General features: G+C 46.0%; 15 protein-coding genes. 9 read left to right on the top strand and 6 right to left on the bottom strand.

What is annotated here, in order from left to right:
- Positions 1 to 116: 116 nt before the first annotated feature.
- A complete protein-coding gene (locus EXM22_RS10495) occupies positions 117 to 995 on the top strand; it encodes a FecR domain-containing protein (RefSeq protein WP_168203457.1) in 879 nt (292 codons plus the stop codon).
- Between the two features lie 4 nt (positions 996 to 999).
- Here the strand turns inward: EXM22_RS10495 and EXM22_RS10490 are convergent, their stop codons facing one another.
- From EXM22_RS10490 to EXM22_RS10465, 6 genes are all read right to left on the bottom strand, one after another.
- A complete protein-coding gene (locus tag EXM22_RS10490; protein WP_149486469.1) occupies positions 1,000 to 1,704 on the bottom strand; it encodes a hypothetical protein in 705 nt (234 codons plus the stop codon).
- 65 nt (positions 1,705 to 1,769) lie between these two features.
- The gene (locus tag EXM22_RS10485; protein ID WP_149486468.1) at positions 1,770 to 2,387 is read right to left on the bottom strand and encodes a hypothetical protein; all 618 of its coding nucleotides are present in this window, start codon (positions 2,385 to 2,387) and stop codon (positions 1,770 to 1,772) included.
- A 67-nt stretch (positions 2,388 to 2,454) separates the two neighbouring features.
- Entirely contained in the window at positions 2,455 to 3,027 is a 573-nt protein-coding gene (gene amrA / locus EXM22_RS10480; protein WP_149486467.1) for an AmmeMemoRadiSam system protein A, read from the bottom strand.
- A gap of 13 nt (positions 3,028 to 3,040) precedes the next feature.
- Complete coding sequence (amrB, locus tag EXM22_RS10475) at positions 3,041 to 3,865, bottom strand: AmmeMemoRadiSam system protein B (protein ID WP_149486466.1); 825 nt, start codon at positions 3,863 to 3,865, stop codon at positions 3,041 to 3,043.
- Between the two features lie 4 nt (positions 3,866 to 3,869).
- On the bottom strand, positions 3,870 to 5,255 hold the full coding sequence (locus EXM22_RS10470) for an NFACT RNA binding domain-containing protein (RefSeq protein ID WP_149486465.1): 1,386 nt from the start codon (positions 5,253 to 5,255) through the stop codon (positions 3,870 to 3,872).
- Positions 5,252 to 6,022 carry a macro domain-containing protein gene (locus EXM22_RS10465; RefSeq protein ID WP_246157008.1) on the bottom strand — a complete coding sequence of 257 codons (771 nt, stop codon included), beginning with the start codon at positions 6,020 to 6,022 and terminating at the stop codon, positions 5,252 to 5,254. Before EXM22_RS10465 ends, EXM22_RS10470 begins: the two co-directional genes overlap by 4 nt.
- Positions 6,023 to 6,296: 274 nt before the next feature.
- On the opposite strand from EXM22_RS10465, the gene EXM22_RS10460 reads away from it, so the two are divergent.
- From EXM22_RS10460 to EXM22_RS10425, 8 genes are all read left to right on the top strand, one after another.
- Positions 6,297 to 6,731 carry a hypothetical protein gene (locus EXM22_RS10460; protein WP_149486464.1) on the top strand — a complete coding sequence of 145 codons (435 nt, stop codon included), beginning with the start codon at positions 6,297 to 6,299 and terminating at the stop codon, positions 6,729 to 6,731.
- Between the two features lie 209 nt (positions 6,732 to 6,940).
- Positions 6,941 to 8,404, top strand: a complete 1,464-nt coding sequence (locus EXM22_RS10455; protein ID WP_149486463.1) for an aminotransferase class V-fold PLP-dependent enzyme — start codon at positions 6,941 to 6,943, stop codon at positions 8,402 to 8,404.
- Between the two features lie 443 nt (positions 8,405 to 8,847).
- The gene (locus EXM22_RS10450) at positions 8,848 to 10,434 is read left to right on the top strand and encodes a sigma 54-interacting transcriptional regulator (protein ID WP_210411458.1); all 1,587 of its coding nucleotides are present in this window, start codon (positions 8,848 to 8,850) and stop codon (positions 10,432 to 10,434) included.
- Positions 10,435 to 10,645: 211 nt separating this feature from the next.
- Complete coding sequence (locus EXM22_RS10445) at positions 10,646 to 12,046, top strand: glycosyltransferase family protein (RefSeq protein ID WP_149486461.1); 1,401 nt, start codon at positions 10,646 to 10,648, stop codon at positions 12,044 to 12,046.
- Between the two features lie 199 nt (positions 12,047 to 12,245).
- On the top strand, positions 12,246 to 12,974 hold the full coding sequence (locus EXM22_RS10440) for an AzlC family ABC transporter permease (protein ID WP_210411457.1): 729 nt from the start codon (positions 12,246 to 12,248) through the stop codon (positions 12,972 to 12,974).
- Positions 12,971 to 13,300: an AzlD domain-containing protein gene (locus tag EXM22_RS10435; protein ID WP_149486459.1), complete on the top strand. Its 330-nt coding sequence runs from the start codon at positions 12,971 to 12,973 to the stop codon at positions 13,298 to 13,300. The genes EXM22_RS10440 and EXM22_RS10435 overlap by 4 nt, the downstream gene beginning before the upstream one ends.
- A 255-nt stretch (positions 13,301 to 13,555) precedes the next feature.
- Positions 13,556 to 14,251: an iron-sulfur cluster assembly scaffold protein gene (locus EXM22_RS10430; RefSeq protein ID WP_149486458.1), complete on the top strand. Its 696-nt coding sequence runs from the start codon at positions 13,556 to 13,558 to the stop codon at positions 14,249 to 14,251.
- A gap of 17 nt (positions 14,252 to 14,268) precedes the next feature.
- Complete coding sequence (locus EXM22_RS10425) at positions 14,269 to 15,267, top strand: GGGtGRT protein (protein WP_149486457.1); 999 nt, start codon at positions 14,269 to 14,271, stop codon at positions 15,265 to 15,267.
- The last annotated feature ends 164 nt before the right edge of the window (positions 15,268 to 15,431 follow it).

Raw genomic sequence — 15,431 nt, 5'->3', positions numbered from 1 at the left:
GGTATAATAGGCATAGTAGCAGAATATTGAATACTTGCCAAAGGTGGGAACCGAAAATGTCTTTCAAGTTTAGATCCTTATTCATCCTCTTATTATTCTCGGGGATAAGCTCGCTTTTGGCAGATGATTCCGCCATGTTAGTCTATGCCGAGGGAGAAGGGTTTACTCTCGTTCGAGGGGGAAAATCTCTATACTATGACCTTTACAGCCAAGGGGCTGAAGGACTGCTCTTGGAAGGAGGGGATCTCCTACTCACCGAAGAAGATACATGGCTTGAAATACAGCTTGGAGGCTCTTCAACCATCATCAAAATTTCAGAAAACACCACCTTCACCCTCAAGTCTCTCCAGAATGAGGGCGGAATCTTTAAGGTTTCCTATGGAAGGGTGAGAGCCCGGGTTGAAAAATTAACAACGGACACACCCTTCTGGATTGAGGGGGGGGATACAGTTGCCGGGGTGAGAGGAACCGACTTCGGTTATGATCTTTTTTATGACGGGAGTTCACCTGAAAAAAAGAATGTCAGTATTTACTGTTTTGAAGGAAAGGTCGAAGTTGTACGCCGGCTAGACACAGAGGAGGGAGATGCCTATCAGGCTGACTCTGACTTTGCGAAAGGAAAGGATTATACATCCACCGTTCTTTTGGGCAGGAACGAGATGGTTTCTGTTTCATCAGAGGATAAGACGGCTCCTTTGAACAAGAAGAAAATAGAACTGGAGGTGAAGGAATATTGGGAAATCAATGATTTTCTATATGAAGGTGAAGAAGAGGACATGGAGAAGATGAACTTTCAGGACTTCCATAATGATGCTGAGCTTTTAAGACAAGGAGCCCTGTATTCCACACTGACAGGAGCTTTTATTGTTGGTGCGGGGCTAACGGCTTACCTGGCCGCAGATGACTCTTCCATGGGATTTGGTCTCACCACGGTGGGATCGTCCCTGATCGCCGCCGGTGGATATTTCTATATAAGGTCTCTTATTCTGCCATGATCTTTTATTCTGTTATTTTTTGGAGACTGCGATTCAGGCCGACTATGAGCCAGTTCCCTTTCTTCTGTTTTTCCAGGGTGACTAGATCGGTGACAAAATAGCCTTCCGGCGGGATCGGTCCTACTTGGTCTATTTCGTTGGATGAACCGGGTATCCATTTTTCATAGCTGACCCTAAATTGTCCCTCTCCCAAATCCTCAATGCTGAGTTCTGCCACACCATATAAATTGATTCCAGATTCCAGTTCCGGCCGTCCTGAGGCGACCCACTCTGCGGCACTGAGCACTCCGGATTTCCCTTCATACCCCATACGGACACGGGAGGTCACAAAAAAGTTGGTCACTTCTGTCAGGTCGCCTTTCCCTACTTTCTTGTCTATGGAGTCTTCCATTATCTCCTGGTTCATAGTGTTGAATCCGTCATAATAGGAGTGTATGACTTCTCTGGCTTCCATTCCCATTGTCACCGGCGGTTCAAGAGATTTTCTGATGGGGGTTCCTACAATGACACCCAGAAGGATCACTGTTATGGCGGTGATCATAAAAAAAGTATTTTTTTGTCTCCAAATCTGTCTCCGCCTTTGGTTTTTCTCTCCCCGTTCTACTCTTTGTGAAGCTTTAGCTTCAATTGTCTGCAGTTCTTCCTTGCTTAGTGCGTTGACAGGGCCCTCTTTGACCCAAAGATCCAGAGCGTCTATCCACTGTTTCATGAATTGGCTCTCCCCCTTGAAGGATCTCGCCATGACCTGGGATATCTCTTTTTTGAGGCCGGGAATCAGCAGGTCCGGACTGAGGAGGGGGCTCCTGCGCAGTTGTTCGTTCCTGTTATCCTCTTCAGTTTCCAGGGGGCATAGGGGTGCTGACCCTTGAGGAGGGTCGCTGAGAGAATCGCAGCAGTAAACTCCAGACCTTTCAGGCCGCTGTGATCAGGATGGTTGTAGGGGTACCAGTGGAGCATCCTTGTTTTCTCATTGTCGCTTTTGCGGATAAACTCCATGAGACTGTTGGGCAGGAGAAGGATTCTTCCGTCATTGAGAAAAATCCATCCCCGGGAGTAAAACCCCTGATAACTCATTTTTTTGTTTCTAAGAGCCTGGAAAAGATGAACCATCCTGTTCAGTTTCTCCAGATCAAGGTCGGCGGATGTGAATTCCCGTCCTTCCACGAGGGGACCATAAAAAACCATGCAGCCCCTGTGTTCGCTGATTCCAATCAGATTCCATGGTTCCATCCGCTCTTCATCGTCGAAAATCCAACCCGGTTCATTTTGGAGAGCCGTTATATCGACAGATCTGAAAACTTTTGAATTCAATCCGCTGAGGATCGCCGAATACTCTTTTCCATCAATGTTTAGAGGAATCAGGTTGTTGTCGTCTTGTTTCAATGTATTCATATGGGGCTCCCGCTAGAATCTGGCTGCATCTATAGGGATAATATACTAAATTAAGAGCTGGGAGGCATCAGTCAGTATATTTTTCATCTAAAATAGGAAGGGAATAGACCCTCGCGGAGAATCTGTACAGTGTGTAGCTGTCCTTCTTCCAGAAATCCGATGGGAGTCCTGCCTTCCTGCAGAGCTGATTCATAAAGCTGTTCCTGTCCCAGTTTTGTTCGCTGGCCACCTGGGGAAGAAACAGACCTTGTCTCCCTCTGGCGGCAAGAAGGGCGCCATGTTCCCCCATAATGAGCTCATCAGGACCTGATATTTCCTCCATGGGGCTAAGGAGTGAGACCTCAACTTCAATATCATTCCACTCATTTTCGCTCAGCGGATTGAAACGGTAATCCTTAAACGCTGCCGATTCACCCGCGTCCCTCAAGGCCTCTTCCAGTTTTTTGTCAGACTGCATATACCCGATACAGCCCCTCAATTCTCCTTTCAGATGAAGGGTTACAAAGACAGCGCATCGGGGCATTTCCCGGAGAAAATCTGGAGTTACAGGTTCTGGATGACCAAAGGCTACTCCTATGACGGCATGAACCCAGTCCAGAAGTCCTTCTTGTTCTTTATGATTTAAGTCAAGGTCTCCCATCTTCTCCTCCTTTCTAAGACCAGCTGATTCCGGCGTAATATACGGCCTTTAATTCGCCTCTGTCCAGTAATTCTGTTTTGTCCCTTTTCAGAATATGAAGGGTTTTGTCCTGAAGAATACCAAGATCGGACAGCAGGGTTAATAGCGCTGTCCCGCAGCTGCTGATCAGCCCTTCTGTTTCCAGTTCCTTTAGGGATCGCTTTAAAGGCATCTCTAAGTTGTCTAACAATCTTTGAGCCTCTGCTTCAGTCTGGCTTGCCAGTCCATAGCGGCTTAGATTGGCCGACAGAACAACCAGTATCTTTTTATCTGGAGTGAACAGCCTTTGTTTCAAAGTTCCCGCAGCCTTCTTTAGGTCGGATCGCTTCAAACCACCCAATAAGAGCGGGATGATCTCAACCTGGGGAAAGAGGGTTTGGATAAAGGGAATTTGAAGCTCCAGAGCATGCTCTTCCATATGGGGAGAATCATCAAAAACAAACAGATCCGATTTTTCTGTCAGACTCAAAGCGGCAGAACTATCAACGTTGACGAATCCCAAAGCTGTTTCAAAATATTTTTTACTGGACAGATATAGGACTCTACGGTCTTTTTCCCTGTGTACGGGGCCCAACAGAAGGACCCGGTCCGGTTTGAATTCGCTGGCTGCCGCAAAAGCGGCCCCCAGGGACTCCCCTGTTTTATCCCATGTGCCATGGGGGCAGAGGATAACAGCTGCATCACCCCGGGGACATCCATTCATGAGAGCCTCGATTTTTGCCTTCAGCTCTTCGGGATTATCCGGGTAGAATAGGCCGCTCACAATGGGTTTCCGTATATCTTTTTTTAATATGTCCATGGTTTTATGTTGTTCCTTTCAGTCGCTGGATTCTGGATTCATCCAATTTTACAAAGAGGTTTTTTTCTCTGGTTGGTAGAACCAGTCCTCTTTTACCTTCCTTTGGTTTTCTTAAGTATTTGACCTGAGTGTAGTATAGGTCTGCCGCTCCCGATGCCTTGGCCTTGCTGTAAAAAAGGGCCAGGTTTCCCGCATCCAACAAGGTTTCCAGAGGAATCGACTTTCCCCGGGGCAGGCGGATAAAGACATAGGCTCCCGGATAATCCCTTGTGTGAAGCCAGTAGTCGTTTCCCCTCACATGCTTCCCCATAAGTGTTTCATTTTCCTTGGCGGAACGGCCTACGAGTATGGTAAAATTACCAGAGGTAAAACTCAAACCGGGGACTTCGTTGTGGCTCTCTTTTTTTTGCTCATTTTCTGGGGGAACCATTGCCTTGAGGGTCTCCAGGTCTTCAATGGAATCTAGGCGTCTCAGATCCTCTTGAACCTGGGCTAGGCGCATCTGCAAATTGCTGATTTCATCTTTTCTCAGCTCATGTCCTCTCGCTGCTTTTCCGGCTTTTTTATAGTAGTTCTGGCCATTTTCAACGGCAGATTTTGATGAATCCAGGGGGATGGCCTCTGTACCATCTGCGGGGAGGAATTCTTTTTGACCCCGTTTTATCAGATGAAGGGACGACATCAAAGTGTCTGCCATACGCCTGTACTTCTCTTCATTCTGATATTCCTTCAGCTTTGCTTCCTGGTTTTTGAGACTGACTTTTATGCCGTTTTCTTTGTATTCCAGGCTCCTTCTGGCTTTGACTCTCAATTCTTCGATTTGCCCCTCTGATTCCTCAGCAGAATAGAGTTCTTCTAAAAAGGAACTATAACTCTCTATTTTCTCAGCTGGGAGGCGCAGAGAGAATTTTTTACCGGGTGCTTTTTCATTTACTTCGGGTTTGAATCGTTCTCCTGGAATCTCTTTTCGGGCGGGTCTTCTTGAAAAGGCGTCTAGAATTTTGTCCTCCTTATCACAAAGGATCAGGTTCGCAGCACCGCCCCAGAGTCTGATATACAGGATGTCCTGTCTTTCTCCCTTTTTCAGCACTAGTCTAATGATCCTGTCTGTGCCCAGTTGACCCGATTGGATTACCCGGCACCCCTTGATTCTGGACCTCATGAATGTGGTGAATCTGGGCGGTTTAGGCAGGGACGGGGGACGGCTTTTGATTTCATGAATCCGGAGGCTCTTTCTATCCAGACAAATGAGCATATTAAAGCTTCGCCCTGGACGGTGAAATTCAAAAATTAACTGGGTGTAACTGATTTGCCGTATGTTCTGCAGGAAGGAACCTTCCAGAGGCAGTTCTTCTAGAACTCTATTGATTTCAACCCAGTTGAGGCTCACTCTGTCACTCCTTTGTTCTCTAAAGCCTGGAGAAACTGTTTTTCTCCTGTGTGAGAATAGAAAACAAGGTAGACCTTCTTTGGATATTCTAAAGGTAATAGTTCTTTCCTGAGTGTATTATAAACGACCAAAGCCGCTTTTTCGGGTGGATAGGCGTATACACCAGTAGATATTGCCGGGAATGCGATGGTCTTGAACCGATTTTTTTCAGCCAGCATCAAGGATTGTCTATAACAGGATGAGAGCCGTTCCGCTTCTCCCGCATTTCCTCCCTGCCAAATGGGCCCGACAGTATGGATTATTCCCTGAAAAGGCAAATTTCCAGGGCCTGTCAGAACGGCTTCACCCGGAGGTAAACCTTCCGGATACTGTTCCCTTCTCACACGGTGACAGATCTTTAACAGGGATGGACCGGCCGCCCTATGGATGGCTCCGTCCACACCTCCTCCTCCCATGAGGCTGGAATTGGCGGCATTGACTATGGCATTGCAATCTATTGCGGTAATGTCTCCGCAGAGGGTTTCCACACGTCCCTTCATGAACCTCATAACATTATCCCCGTTAAAAAGGCGGCTGCAATAAAAATCCCATTTACTAGGGGGAGCAGCAGAGGTCTTTGGCGGCGGAGACTCCTTCGGGACAGAATTAACATCATGATCAGGGGCATTAAGCTCAATAGGAAGTGAAGCGCTCCAGTCTCTGATAAAACAGGGATCGCTGTGAGGATCGTTAAAGGAAGTAGAATCTGTGAGAGAGTCATCATCCACCGATCGAATTGTAATGGCCTTCTATCATTTTTTAGAAGGATCCATGACCTAATGAGAAAAAGAGAATGAGATAGTAGGAGCAAAAATCCTGCAATCCTGTGGAGTATCATGATCATTTCAAAGATGAATGTACCTGTTTCGCTGAAAAAATTCCATATCCCTGGATTCTGATACACGGATAAAAGCATCAAAGCATATCCTTGAGATCCTTTCCTATAAGTGAAAAGGGTATTAATTTCTATTCTCACATTGGCTTTTAAATTATAATAGAGTCATGAATGATTCGAACTCAGATTTGCAGACTGAACTAAAAGAGTCTTTGGGTATCGATGGAGTCGCCTGGTCTCTCGGGCGTCTCTTGTCCAACCCGGGAAGCTTTGACACTCCTCTTTGGGGACTCTTTGTCTATGACTCAAAGAGGCAGCTCCACTTCATCCGTTTTCATCAGGAAAACTGGTTCTCTGCGTTGGTTCACTCAGGGACAGGTTCCGTCCGGAAAGACTCTGGTGATATTTTGATTCACCTGTGCTTTTCCCCAGAAAAAACCCTGTCTTTGATGAGGGTTCACAAGCGGGGATTCTTCGGTTTTCTGACCACACCCTCGCCCCGGTTTCATCTGCTGCAGGAGGGGTCGGAAGATAGGGTTATTTTTGAATTGGAAAACCCTGGAAAGGATCTCCTGGAATTGCTGGAGCAGATCTCTAGGTGAGGCCTTTTTCAACGAGATTCCTTTTTAAGGCCCGGACAGTCAGTGGGGGCAGAGGGTTTACTGAAATTCTGGATATTACAAAGTCCTCTCTGATAACGAATCACGTTGATAAGGATGTTTCTTGATACGAAAACTATATGTAATGAACCTTGTTCTATCCTTTATTAGGGATTATTATATATAGAAATATATTTATGACAGGAACTTTTATGACTTTAAGTGAACACTTTGCTCCTTTTCGTGACAAAATCATCGGCAATAATCAGAGCATGACCCTTGCTTCAGGAGAGACCGGACCCATCGTCTACGCTGACTGGGTTGCCAGCGGTCGTCTCTATGGTCCCATAGAAGAGTTCATGACCAATAAGATTGGTCCCTATGTGGCCAATACTCATACGGAAACTACAATCACGGGGACAACTATGACCCGGGCCTATCATGAGGCCCGGCAGAAAATCAAATCCCATGTGGGGGCAGACAAACGGGACTCTCTTTTCCTAGCCGGGTTCGGAATGACCGCCGCCATCAGTAAACTCCAGCGTATTCTGGGGCTGAGACTCCCCGAGGGATGTCCCGAAACTTGCCATGGCGATAATAAACCTCTAGTCATACTGACTCATATGGAACACCACTCAAATCAGATCAGCTGGGAAGAGTGTGCCTGTGATGTGGAGATCCTTCCCCGGGTGGATACGACGGGACTACCCGATTTAAAGTCTCTGGCATTCCTTTTGAAAAAAAACCAGGATAGACCCCTTTTAATAGGTGCCTTTTCTGGTTGCAGTAATGTGACAGGTATTATCACTCCCTATTATGAAATGGCAAAAATGATGCATCAGGCAGGAGGGTATTGTTTTGTTGACTTTGCTGCTTCTGCTCCCTATGTCGATATGAACATGCATCCTGAAGATCCGGAAGAAAGGCTGGATGCCATTTATTTTTCTCCCCATAAGTTTCTGGGAGGACCGGGGTCTTCTGGGGTCCTTGTACTGAGCAATGATTTATATCAGAGAGTCATCCCGGATCAGCCCGGGGGTGGTACTGTGAAATGGACGACCCCCTTTGGTAGTCACAGTTATTTTGATGAGATTGAAGTCAGGGAAGACGGAGGTACTCCCGGGTTTCTACAGGCCATCCGCGGGGCTCTTGCCATCGAAGTGAAAGAAGCTATGGACCCTTTGAAAATCAGAGCTAGAGAAGAGGAACTCTATAAAATTCTCCTGGACGAGTTGAAAAAAGAGCCTCTTGTTTTCATGCTGGAACCCCAGAACAGGGATCGGCTGGGAATCGTTTCTGTCTATGCTCTTGGAGAACACCATAATCTGATTGTAAAACTATTGAATGATCGCTTTGGAATCCAGACAAGAGGGGGATGCAGCTGTGCAGGAACCTATGGACACATCCTTTTTTCCATCGATCATAACACATCCAGAAAGATCACAGATATGATTGATCATGGTGATTTGACCCAGAAACCGGGTTGGGTCAGGATCTCTCTGCATCCAACAATGACAGATGACGAGGCCTGTTATATAGGGCAGTCTGTTGTTCAGGTTATCAGGAACTATAAAACCTGGGGAGAGGATTATGATTTCCATCAGGAGAGTGGTGAGTTTACCCGGAAAGCGGGAGAGCTCTCCATGCCCGATCTAATGCGTGAATTCCACCCCTGATCAGCCTGGTTTTTAAACCTTTCGCATCTCCGGAAAAGCTGGGAATCTTCCTTTTAACAGGGATGATTCCTCTTTTCTTCCAAAGAGTACTTTTCCACATTTCTGTAGGAGAAGTGTTATTATAAGACATAAATGTTTGTTTTTATGCATTGTGAAAAGAATCATCCTTTCTTGTATGTTTTTGTAAGTCATTTATACATAAGCATATAATATAATATCAATTATTAGTTTCACTTGGCCTGATAATTGCATTTCAGGTATTCATGACTCGATTCCAAAATATTTTTGAAAGTAGTTCCTTATGCTTAGGGGAGCAGACTCCCGGTACTGTCCTCGGCTGTAAAAGAAGAGTGCAGATTGAAGAATCCGTAAATTGGGGCTTTCCGGAATGGTTGTCTTCAAAAAAAGCGGATTCTTTATAGCAACCAAAGGAGTTTATGAATATGGCGGAGAAGTGCCCTCATTGTAATGATCAAACTTGGAAAGAGCTGAATTTTATATCCAGCATCAGCCAACTGCTGCTCAGCGGAAATGATATTGATAGACTTCTGAGGCAGGTTCTGCAGAGCCTCTGTGTGCATCACAGCTACAAAAGGGGAATGATTTCTATCTTTAACAGAAAGGCCGGTTCTATCCTGATTAAGGAAGCCTTTGGGGTGTCCGATGAGGAAAAAGCCAAAGGCATTTACTATCCTGGTGAAGGCATCACGGGAGAAGTCGTCGAAACTGGACGGACCATTCTTGTCCCTCTGATTCGTGAGGATGCACGTTTTCTCAATAGAACAGGCACGCTTAACAACCTCGGGGAGAGTTCCTTTCTTTGTGTTCCCATCCGAACGGGGGTACAGATAATAGGAACCATCAGTGTGGTCAAGGATTATTCTCCTGATTCCTGTTTGGATGGGGATGAACAGCTGTTGCAGATTCTGGCGTCCATGATTGCCCAGACGGCTCAGCATAGCAGATCCAGAGATGAAGAGAGCATTCAGAAAATTCAGGAAGAATATTCAGGCTGTGAAGATCCCGTTAAACACCCACCCAATATCATCGGCAATTCCAAGGCACTCCAACCTGTTTATCAGATGATCCAAAAGGTGGCTCCCGCCAATTCTACAATCCTCATCTTAGGAGAGAGCGGTGTCGGGAAAGAACTTGTTGCCGAAGCCATCCATTATGCCAGCACGAGGGCCGGACGGGCTTTTGTAAAACTCAACTGTGCGGCTTTGCCTGAAACAATCATAGAAAGTGAATTGTTTGGCCATGAGAAAGGAGCCTTTACCGGGGCGCTTAATCCTAGGAAAGGCCGCTTTGAGCTAGCCCAGGAGGGCACGCTGTTTCTGGATGAGATTGGGGAGATCAGCCCTGGAATTCAAGCGAAGCTCCTCAGGGTTCTTCAAGAGAGAGAGTTCGAGCGCGTTGGAGGGTCTGTCACCATAAAAGTTGATGTGCGAATCATCGCCGCTACAAATAAAAACCTAGAAGAAAAAGTGAGGTCCGGGGAGTTCCGGGAAGATCTTTTTTATAGATTGAATATTATTCCCATCACGGTTCCCCCTCTTCGAGCCAGACCGACGGATATCCTCCTTCTTAGTGATTTCTTTATAGAAAAATACAACCATCTGAACGGCAAAGATGTTCACCGTATTTCGACATCCGCCATTGATATGCTCATTTCATATCATTGGCCCGGGAATGTTCGGGAGCTTGAGAACTCGATAGAACGGGCGGTTATTCTCAGCGAAGACCGCGTTATTCACGGTTATCATCTGCCTCCGTCTCTCCAGATGGCAGATCCGCATCTGGGGACTCGGGAGATCCATGGAACCCTTCAGCAAAAATTGGATTCCATTGAGTATGAAATGATTGTAGAAACACTAAAATCTACGAGAGGAAATCTGTCTCGGGCAGCGGAGCAGTTGGGGCTTACCAACAGGATGATGGGCATCCGTGCCAGAAAATACAACATTGATTTTAAGACATTTCGGCGCAATAATTCTTTTCTGTTGGCTGATGAAGCCTCCTGTGGCTGATCATCGCCTTTTCATGCAGGTTTCATTTCCTTGTGAGGACCTTTCTTTCATTCATTTTCAGTCAGAGAACTTTTATTCGAGAGAGTTATTATCCGGGCGTAAAAGAGGAGAAAAACCAAGAATCCCTCCTTTGACACGGGGACATGGTTCCGGTTTTTTTATATACTGATCTGAAAACACTAAAATTGTAAGTTATAGGTTGATTAGAAATATGAATCAGAAATACAAGCTGGCTTTTGTATGCGGAAAACTGGGCGACGTTGACGGCGTGTCCCTTGAAGTTGATAAATGGATCGAAGTCCTGGGTTCTCTGGGACATGAAGTCTACGCCATTGCGGGATCTTTTGCCTCCGATCTCCCCATGGTGCCCGAACAAAAAAGACTGGAGGTCCCAGAACTGTGTTTTGATTCGGATTTCCAAAAAAATATAGAGCTTTTGATGTTTCCCCATATCATTCCGGGAAACAGAAGCAATCTTTCTGAGCATAATCGGAAAGAACTTCTGGAGGATCTGGATTTAAAGGGAGCCGAAGCAGCGGATACTATCCATCGTTTTCTCCTCGATAACAAGATTGACTGCCTTATCGCCCAGAATACAAATGCAATGCCCATGACACTCATCGGTGGTTCTGCCGTATATAAACTGGCATCGGAGTACAAGATGTCTGTGATATTTCATCACCATGATTTCTGGTGGGAGCGGAGCCGTTTCAGCGGGAATCATATGGAAGATCTTCTGAAAGAAATCATGCCGCCCGATGATCCCTCTTTGGAACATGTTGTGATCTCTTCTTATGCTGCCCATAATCTAAGGACCATTAAGCGGGTGAATCCGCACATCGTCCCCAATTGTGAAGATTTTGACCATCCTCCGGTGAAAGATGAGTACAACAGCACATTTCGGATGGATCTGGGGTTCAAAGAGGATGATATCCTGTTCCTCCAGCCAACTAGAATTGTTCCCCGGAAACGGATTGAAGATTCTATTTTGCTCGTATCCCAGTTTCAAATGAAATATCCGGAGTTAAAAGAGCGTATCCGTTTTGTTATTTCATTGTATCAGGGGGATGAACTGGATGACAGTTATGTCACAGGTATTCAATCCCTTGCAGAGAGTGTAGGCGTGCATCTGGATCTGATTGCTGATCGTGTTGCCTCTATTCGGGGTGTTGATGCACAAGGCCGGAAATTATATACAAACAGGGATGTTCTCGTAAATTCAGACATAGTCACCTATTTGCCCATCTGGGAAGGTTTTGGGAATGCCCTTTTAGAAACTGTCGCTGCCAGAGTGCCCCTCATTGTGGCCACTTACCTGGTCTATAAGACAGACATTATGAACCGGGGCCTGGAATGCGTCGAAATTAGGGATGATTATGATGAAAAAGGGAATTTGATCATTCCCGAGAACTGCCTGGGCCAAATTTATCAGTTTATTCAGGATCCTGGTGTCAGAGCCATTAGGACCGAAAACAGCTTTAATGCCATGAAGAAAGCCTTTGGAATGCCCGTATTGGAAAAAAAGCTGGAGAGCATTTTAGGGGCTTACGGAGATGAAATCCTGGCTTCCCGCAGACGCCTTTCCAAGAGTAATACTACTTTTGCAGTTTAATCCGCCCCGAGAGGGGTGGATTCGCAGATTCCAATGTGGAAACAAATGTCACCTTGGTCCCGATCTCTGTGAAACCGTATGGTGCCTATTGTATTCTAAAAATAGTTCTCCCATAGGTTTTCTCAGAGTTTCCATCTTTATTCTTTTTATGATGAAGTTGCTAAAAATTCCTGCAAATGTTAAATAAACTGGAAACGCGATGAAAAATATGAGTAGGACTAAAGAATTTATAAATGGAACACGAGGGGCTATTCCCCTCCTTCTCGGAACGGCTCCCTTCGGACTGATATACGGAACTCTGGCGGTGACGGCAGGACTTTCCAACGCCGCTGCTATGGTTATGTCTCTCCTTGTTTTTGCCGGTTCGGCCCAGTTCATTGCTGTTGGTCTCGTGGCGGCTGGAGCTCCCACTTTAATCATTGTATTTACAACCCTTGTGGTGAATCTCAGACATATGCTGTACAGCGCCACTCTTCTTCCCTATTTGAGGACTCTTCCCCAAAGATGGAGAATCCCTCTGGCTTTCTGGTTGACTGACGAGGCCTTTGCCGTTTCGGTGGTCAGGTATCGGCAGGAAGATCATTCACCCTTAAAACACTGGTATCAGCTGGGCGCTTCTTTAGCCATGTATGTCAATTGGCAGTTTTGGTGTGCCCTGGGACTCCTCCTTGGAAGCCGTATTCCCGACGCCACATCCTGGGGGCTGGATTTTGCCATGCCCGTGACATTTATTGGTATGACTATCCCCTTTGTGAGGAACAAACCCGCCCTCATCTGTGTCATAAGCGCTGGTGCTGTCTCTTTGATGACTGGATTTTTTCCTTTTAAGTTGGGACTCATCGTTGCCGCTCTAGCTGGAGTGGCCGCCGGATTGCTCACAGAAAAATCTCTTTCCATCAAGGCTGTATTAAAGGAGGATCGGGCATGAGCGGCCAGGAAGTTCTTATGCTGGCAGGTATGACGGCTGTCACATTTCTTATTCGGTATATACTCCTGGCTTTGGCCGATCGTTTCCAAATGCCCGATTTGATGGAGAGAGCCCTCTATTATGTTCCTCCGGCGGTACTGACGGCCATCATTATGCCATCTGTCCTACTTCCCGAAGGCTCTTGGGATATCAGTTGGCAGAATGCCTACATCTTTGGTTCTTTGGCAGCTTTAACTGCAGGTTCTTTGTGGAGAAAGCATACTTTGATGGCTTCTATTGCCAGCGGTCTGTTCGTTTTCTTTCTGTGGCGTTTCCTATTTATCTGAAGCCAATGATTTAAGCATTGGGGTATAAGATAAAATATTACTCATTTATCCTGAAAAGCCTATTTTCAAAATCATTGTTTTCCCCTAATATATTCAAAACTGTTATCTAAGTCATTTAAGCTTGCCATATGTGTTTTATCACCTTTAACAATAATCACATTTAATGGAAAGACTCACCAACACAAGGCCCTAAGGCTTTGAACAAAATATGAAACCGGGGTTGCTCTTCAATCCCGGCCGTATAATGGAGGAAAAATGGAATACTCTGTAGAAGTAAAAGAAATGTGTCCCATTTCCAGAGGACCCAAGCATGAATCTTCGCCCATTCCGATGGAAGGAAAATTCAGGGTTGCTAAGGAAGTTACCGACATCTCCGGGTTTACCCATGGAGCCGGCTGGTGTGCACCCCAGCAGGGTGTATGTAAACTGTCATTAAACATCAAGGAAGGGATCATCGAAGAGTGTCTGATTGAAACAATCGGTTGCTCCGGGATGACTCATTCTGCGGCTATGGCCTCAGAACTGCTCACAGGAAAGACTATTCTGGAAGCCCTCAATACCGACCTTGTTTGTGATGCAATCAATGTTGCCATGAGAGAACTGTTTCTTCAGATCGCCTATGGTCGTTCCCAGACTGCGTTCTCAGAGGGTGGACTGCCCGTGGGTGCCGGATTGGAAGACCTTGGTAAAGGACTCGTTTCCCAGGTGGGAACCACCTATGGTACAAAGGCCAAGGGTGCCAGGTACCTTAATCTTGCCGAAGGTTATATTAGCAAACTGGCTCTGGATAAGAATGATGAGATCATCGGTTATGAGTATGTAAAAACAGGACCCATGATGGATATGATTATCAAAGACGGTAAAGACGCCAATGAAGCGGTTAAAGCCTGTACTAATAGCTATGGTCGTTTTGCCGAGGGTGTGAAATTTGTTAACCCGAGACACGAGTAGGGAGGAGCAGAAAGATTATGGCACTGTTTGAAAGTTATGAAAGAAGAATAAAACAGATTGAAGTAGTTCTCAAAGAGAACGGCATCTCATCCCTTGAAGAAGCTAGGAAGATCTGTACCGATAAAGGCTTCGATCCTTATGAAATCGTTAAAGAAACACAGAATATCGCTTTTGAAAACGCCAGCTGGGCTTACGTTCTCGGGGCGGCTATTGCTGTTAAACGGGGCATAAAAAAAGCCAGTGAGGCTGCTGAGGTTTTGGGTGAAGGCCTTCAGGCTTTCTGTATTCCCGGTTCTGTTGCAGATCAGCGAAAAGTCGGTATTGGTCATGGAAATTTGGCCGCCAGACTCCTGAGCGATGAATCCAACTGCTTCTGTTTCCTTGCTGGTCATGAGTCATTTGCAGCCGCTGAAGGTGCAATTAAGATTGCCCAGAATGCCAATACTGTTAGAAAAGCACCCCTGCGGGTAATCCTGAACGGACTTGGTAAGGATGCAGCCTACCTGATTTCCAGAATCAACGGGTTCAACTATGTAGAAACCAAGTACAACTATGAAACAGGGGAACTTGCCGTTGTGAAGGAAACCAAATTCTCCGATGGAGACAGAGGGACCATCAACTGTTATGGTGTGGATGATGTTTCTGAAGGTGTTGCTGTTATGCACAAAGAGGGCGTAGATGTTTCCATTACAGGTAACTCTACAAACCCCACAAGATTCCAGCACCCCACAGCAGGTATCTATAAAAAAGAGTGCAATGAGCAGGGAAAAGACTTCTTTTCTGTAGCCTCCGGTGGAGGAACAGGACGGACTCTGCATCCTGACAATATGGCTGCCGGTCCTGCTTCCTATGGTATGACCGATACCATGGGTAGAATGCACTCCAGCGCTCAGTTCGCAGGGTCATCTTCCGTACCGGCTCACGTAGAAATGATGGGACTCATCGGAATGGGAAATAACCCCATGGTCGGTGCTTCTGTTGCCGTGGCGGTTGCCGTCGAAAAAGCAATGGCCTGATTTTCTAGTTATCATTGAGTTTAAAACCTCCGGAGTGAATTCCGGAGGTTTCGTTTTTCTTAAGAAAACCACAAAAACAACATGATATTGAGAGATTTTCGAATGAGTAAGTCTCTCTGTTTCGCTATAATGCGGCAATAATTTCAAAGATGTTGATAAGGGTG

It is taken from the genome of Oceanispirochaeta crateris (assembly GCF_008329965.1).
Lineage (GTDB): Bacteria > Spirochaetota > Spirochaetia > DSM-2461 > DSM-2461 > Oceanispirochaeta > Oceanispirochaeta crateris.
This window is presented reverse-complemented; position numbering and strand designations above follow the sequence as displayed.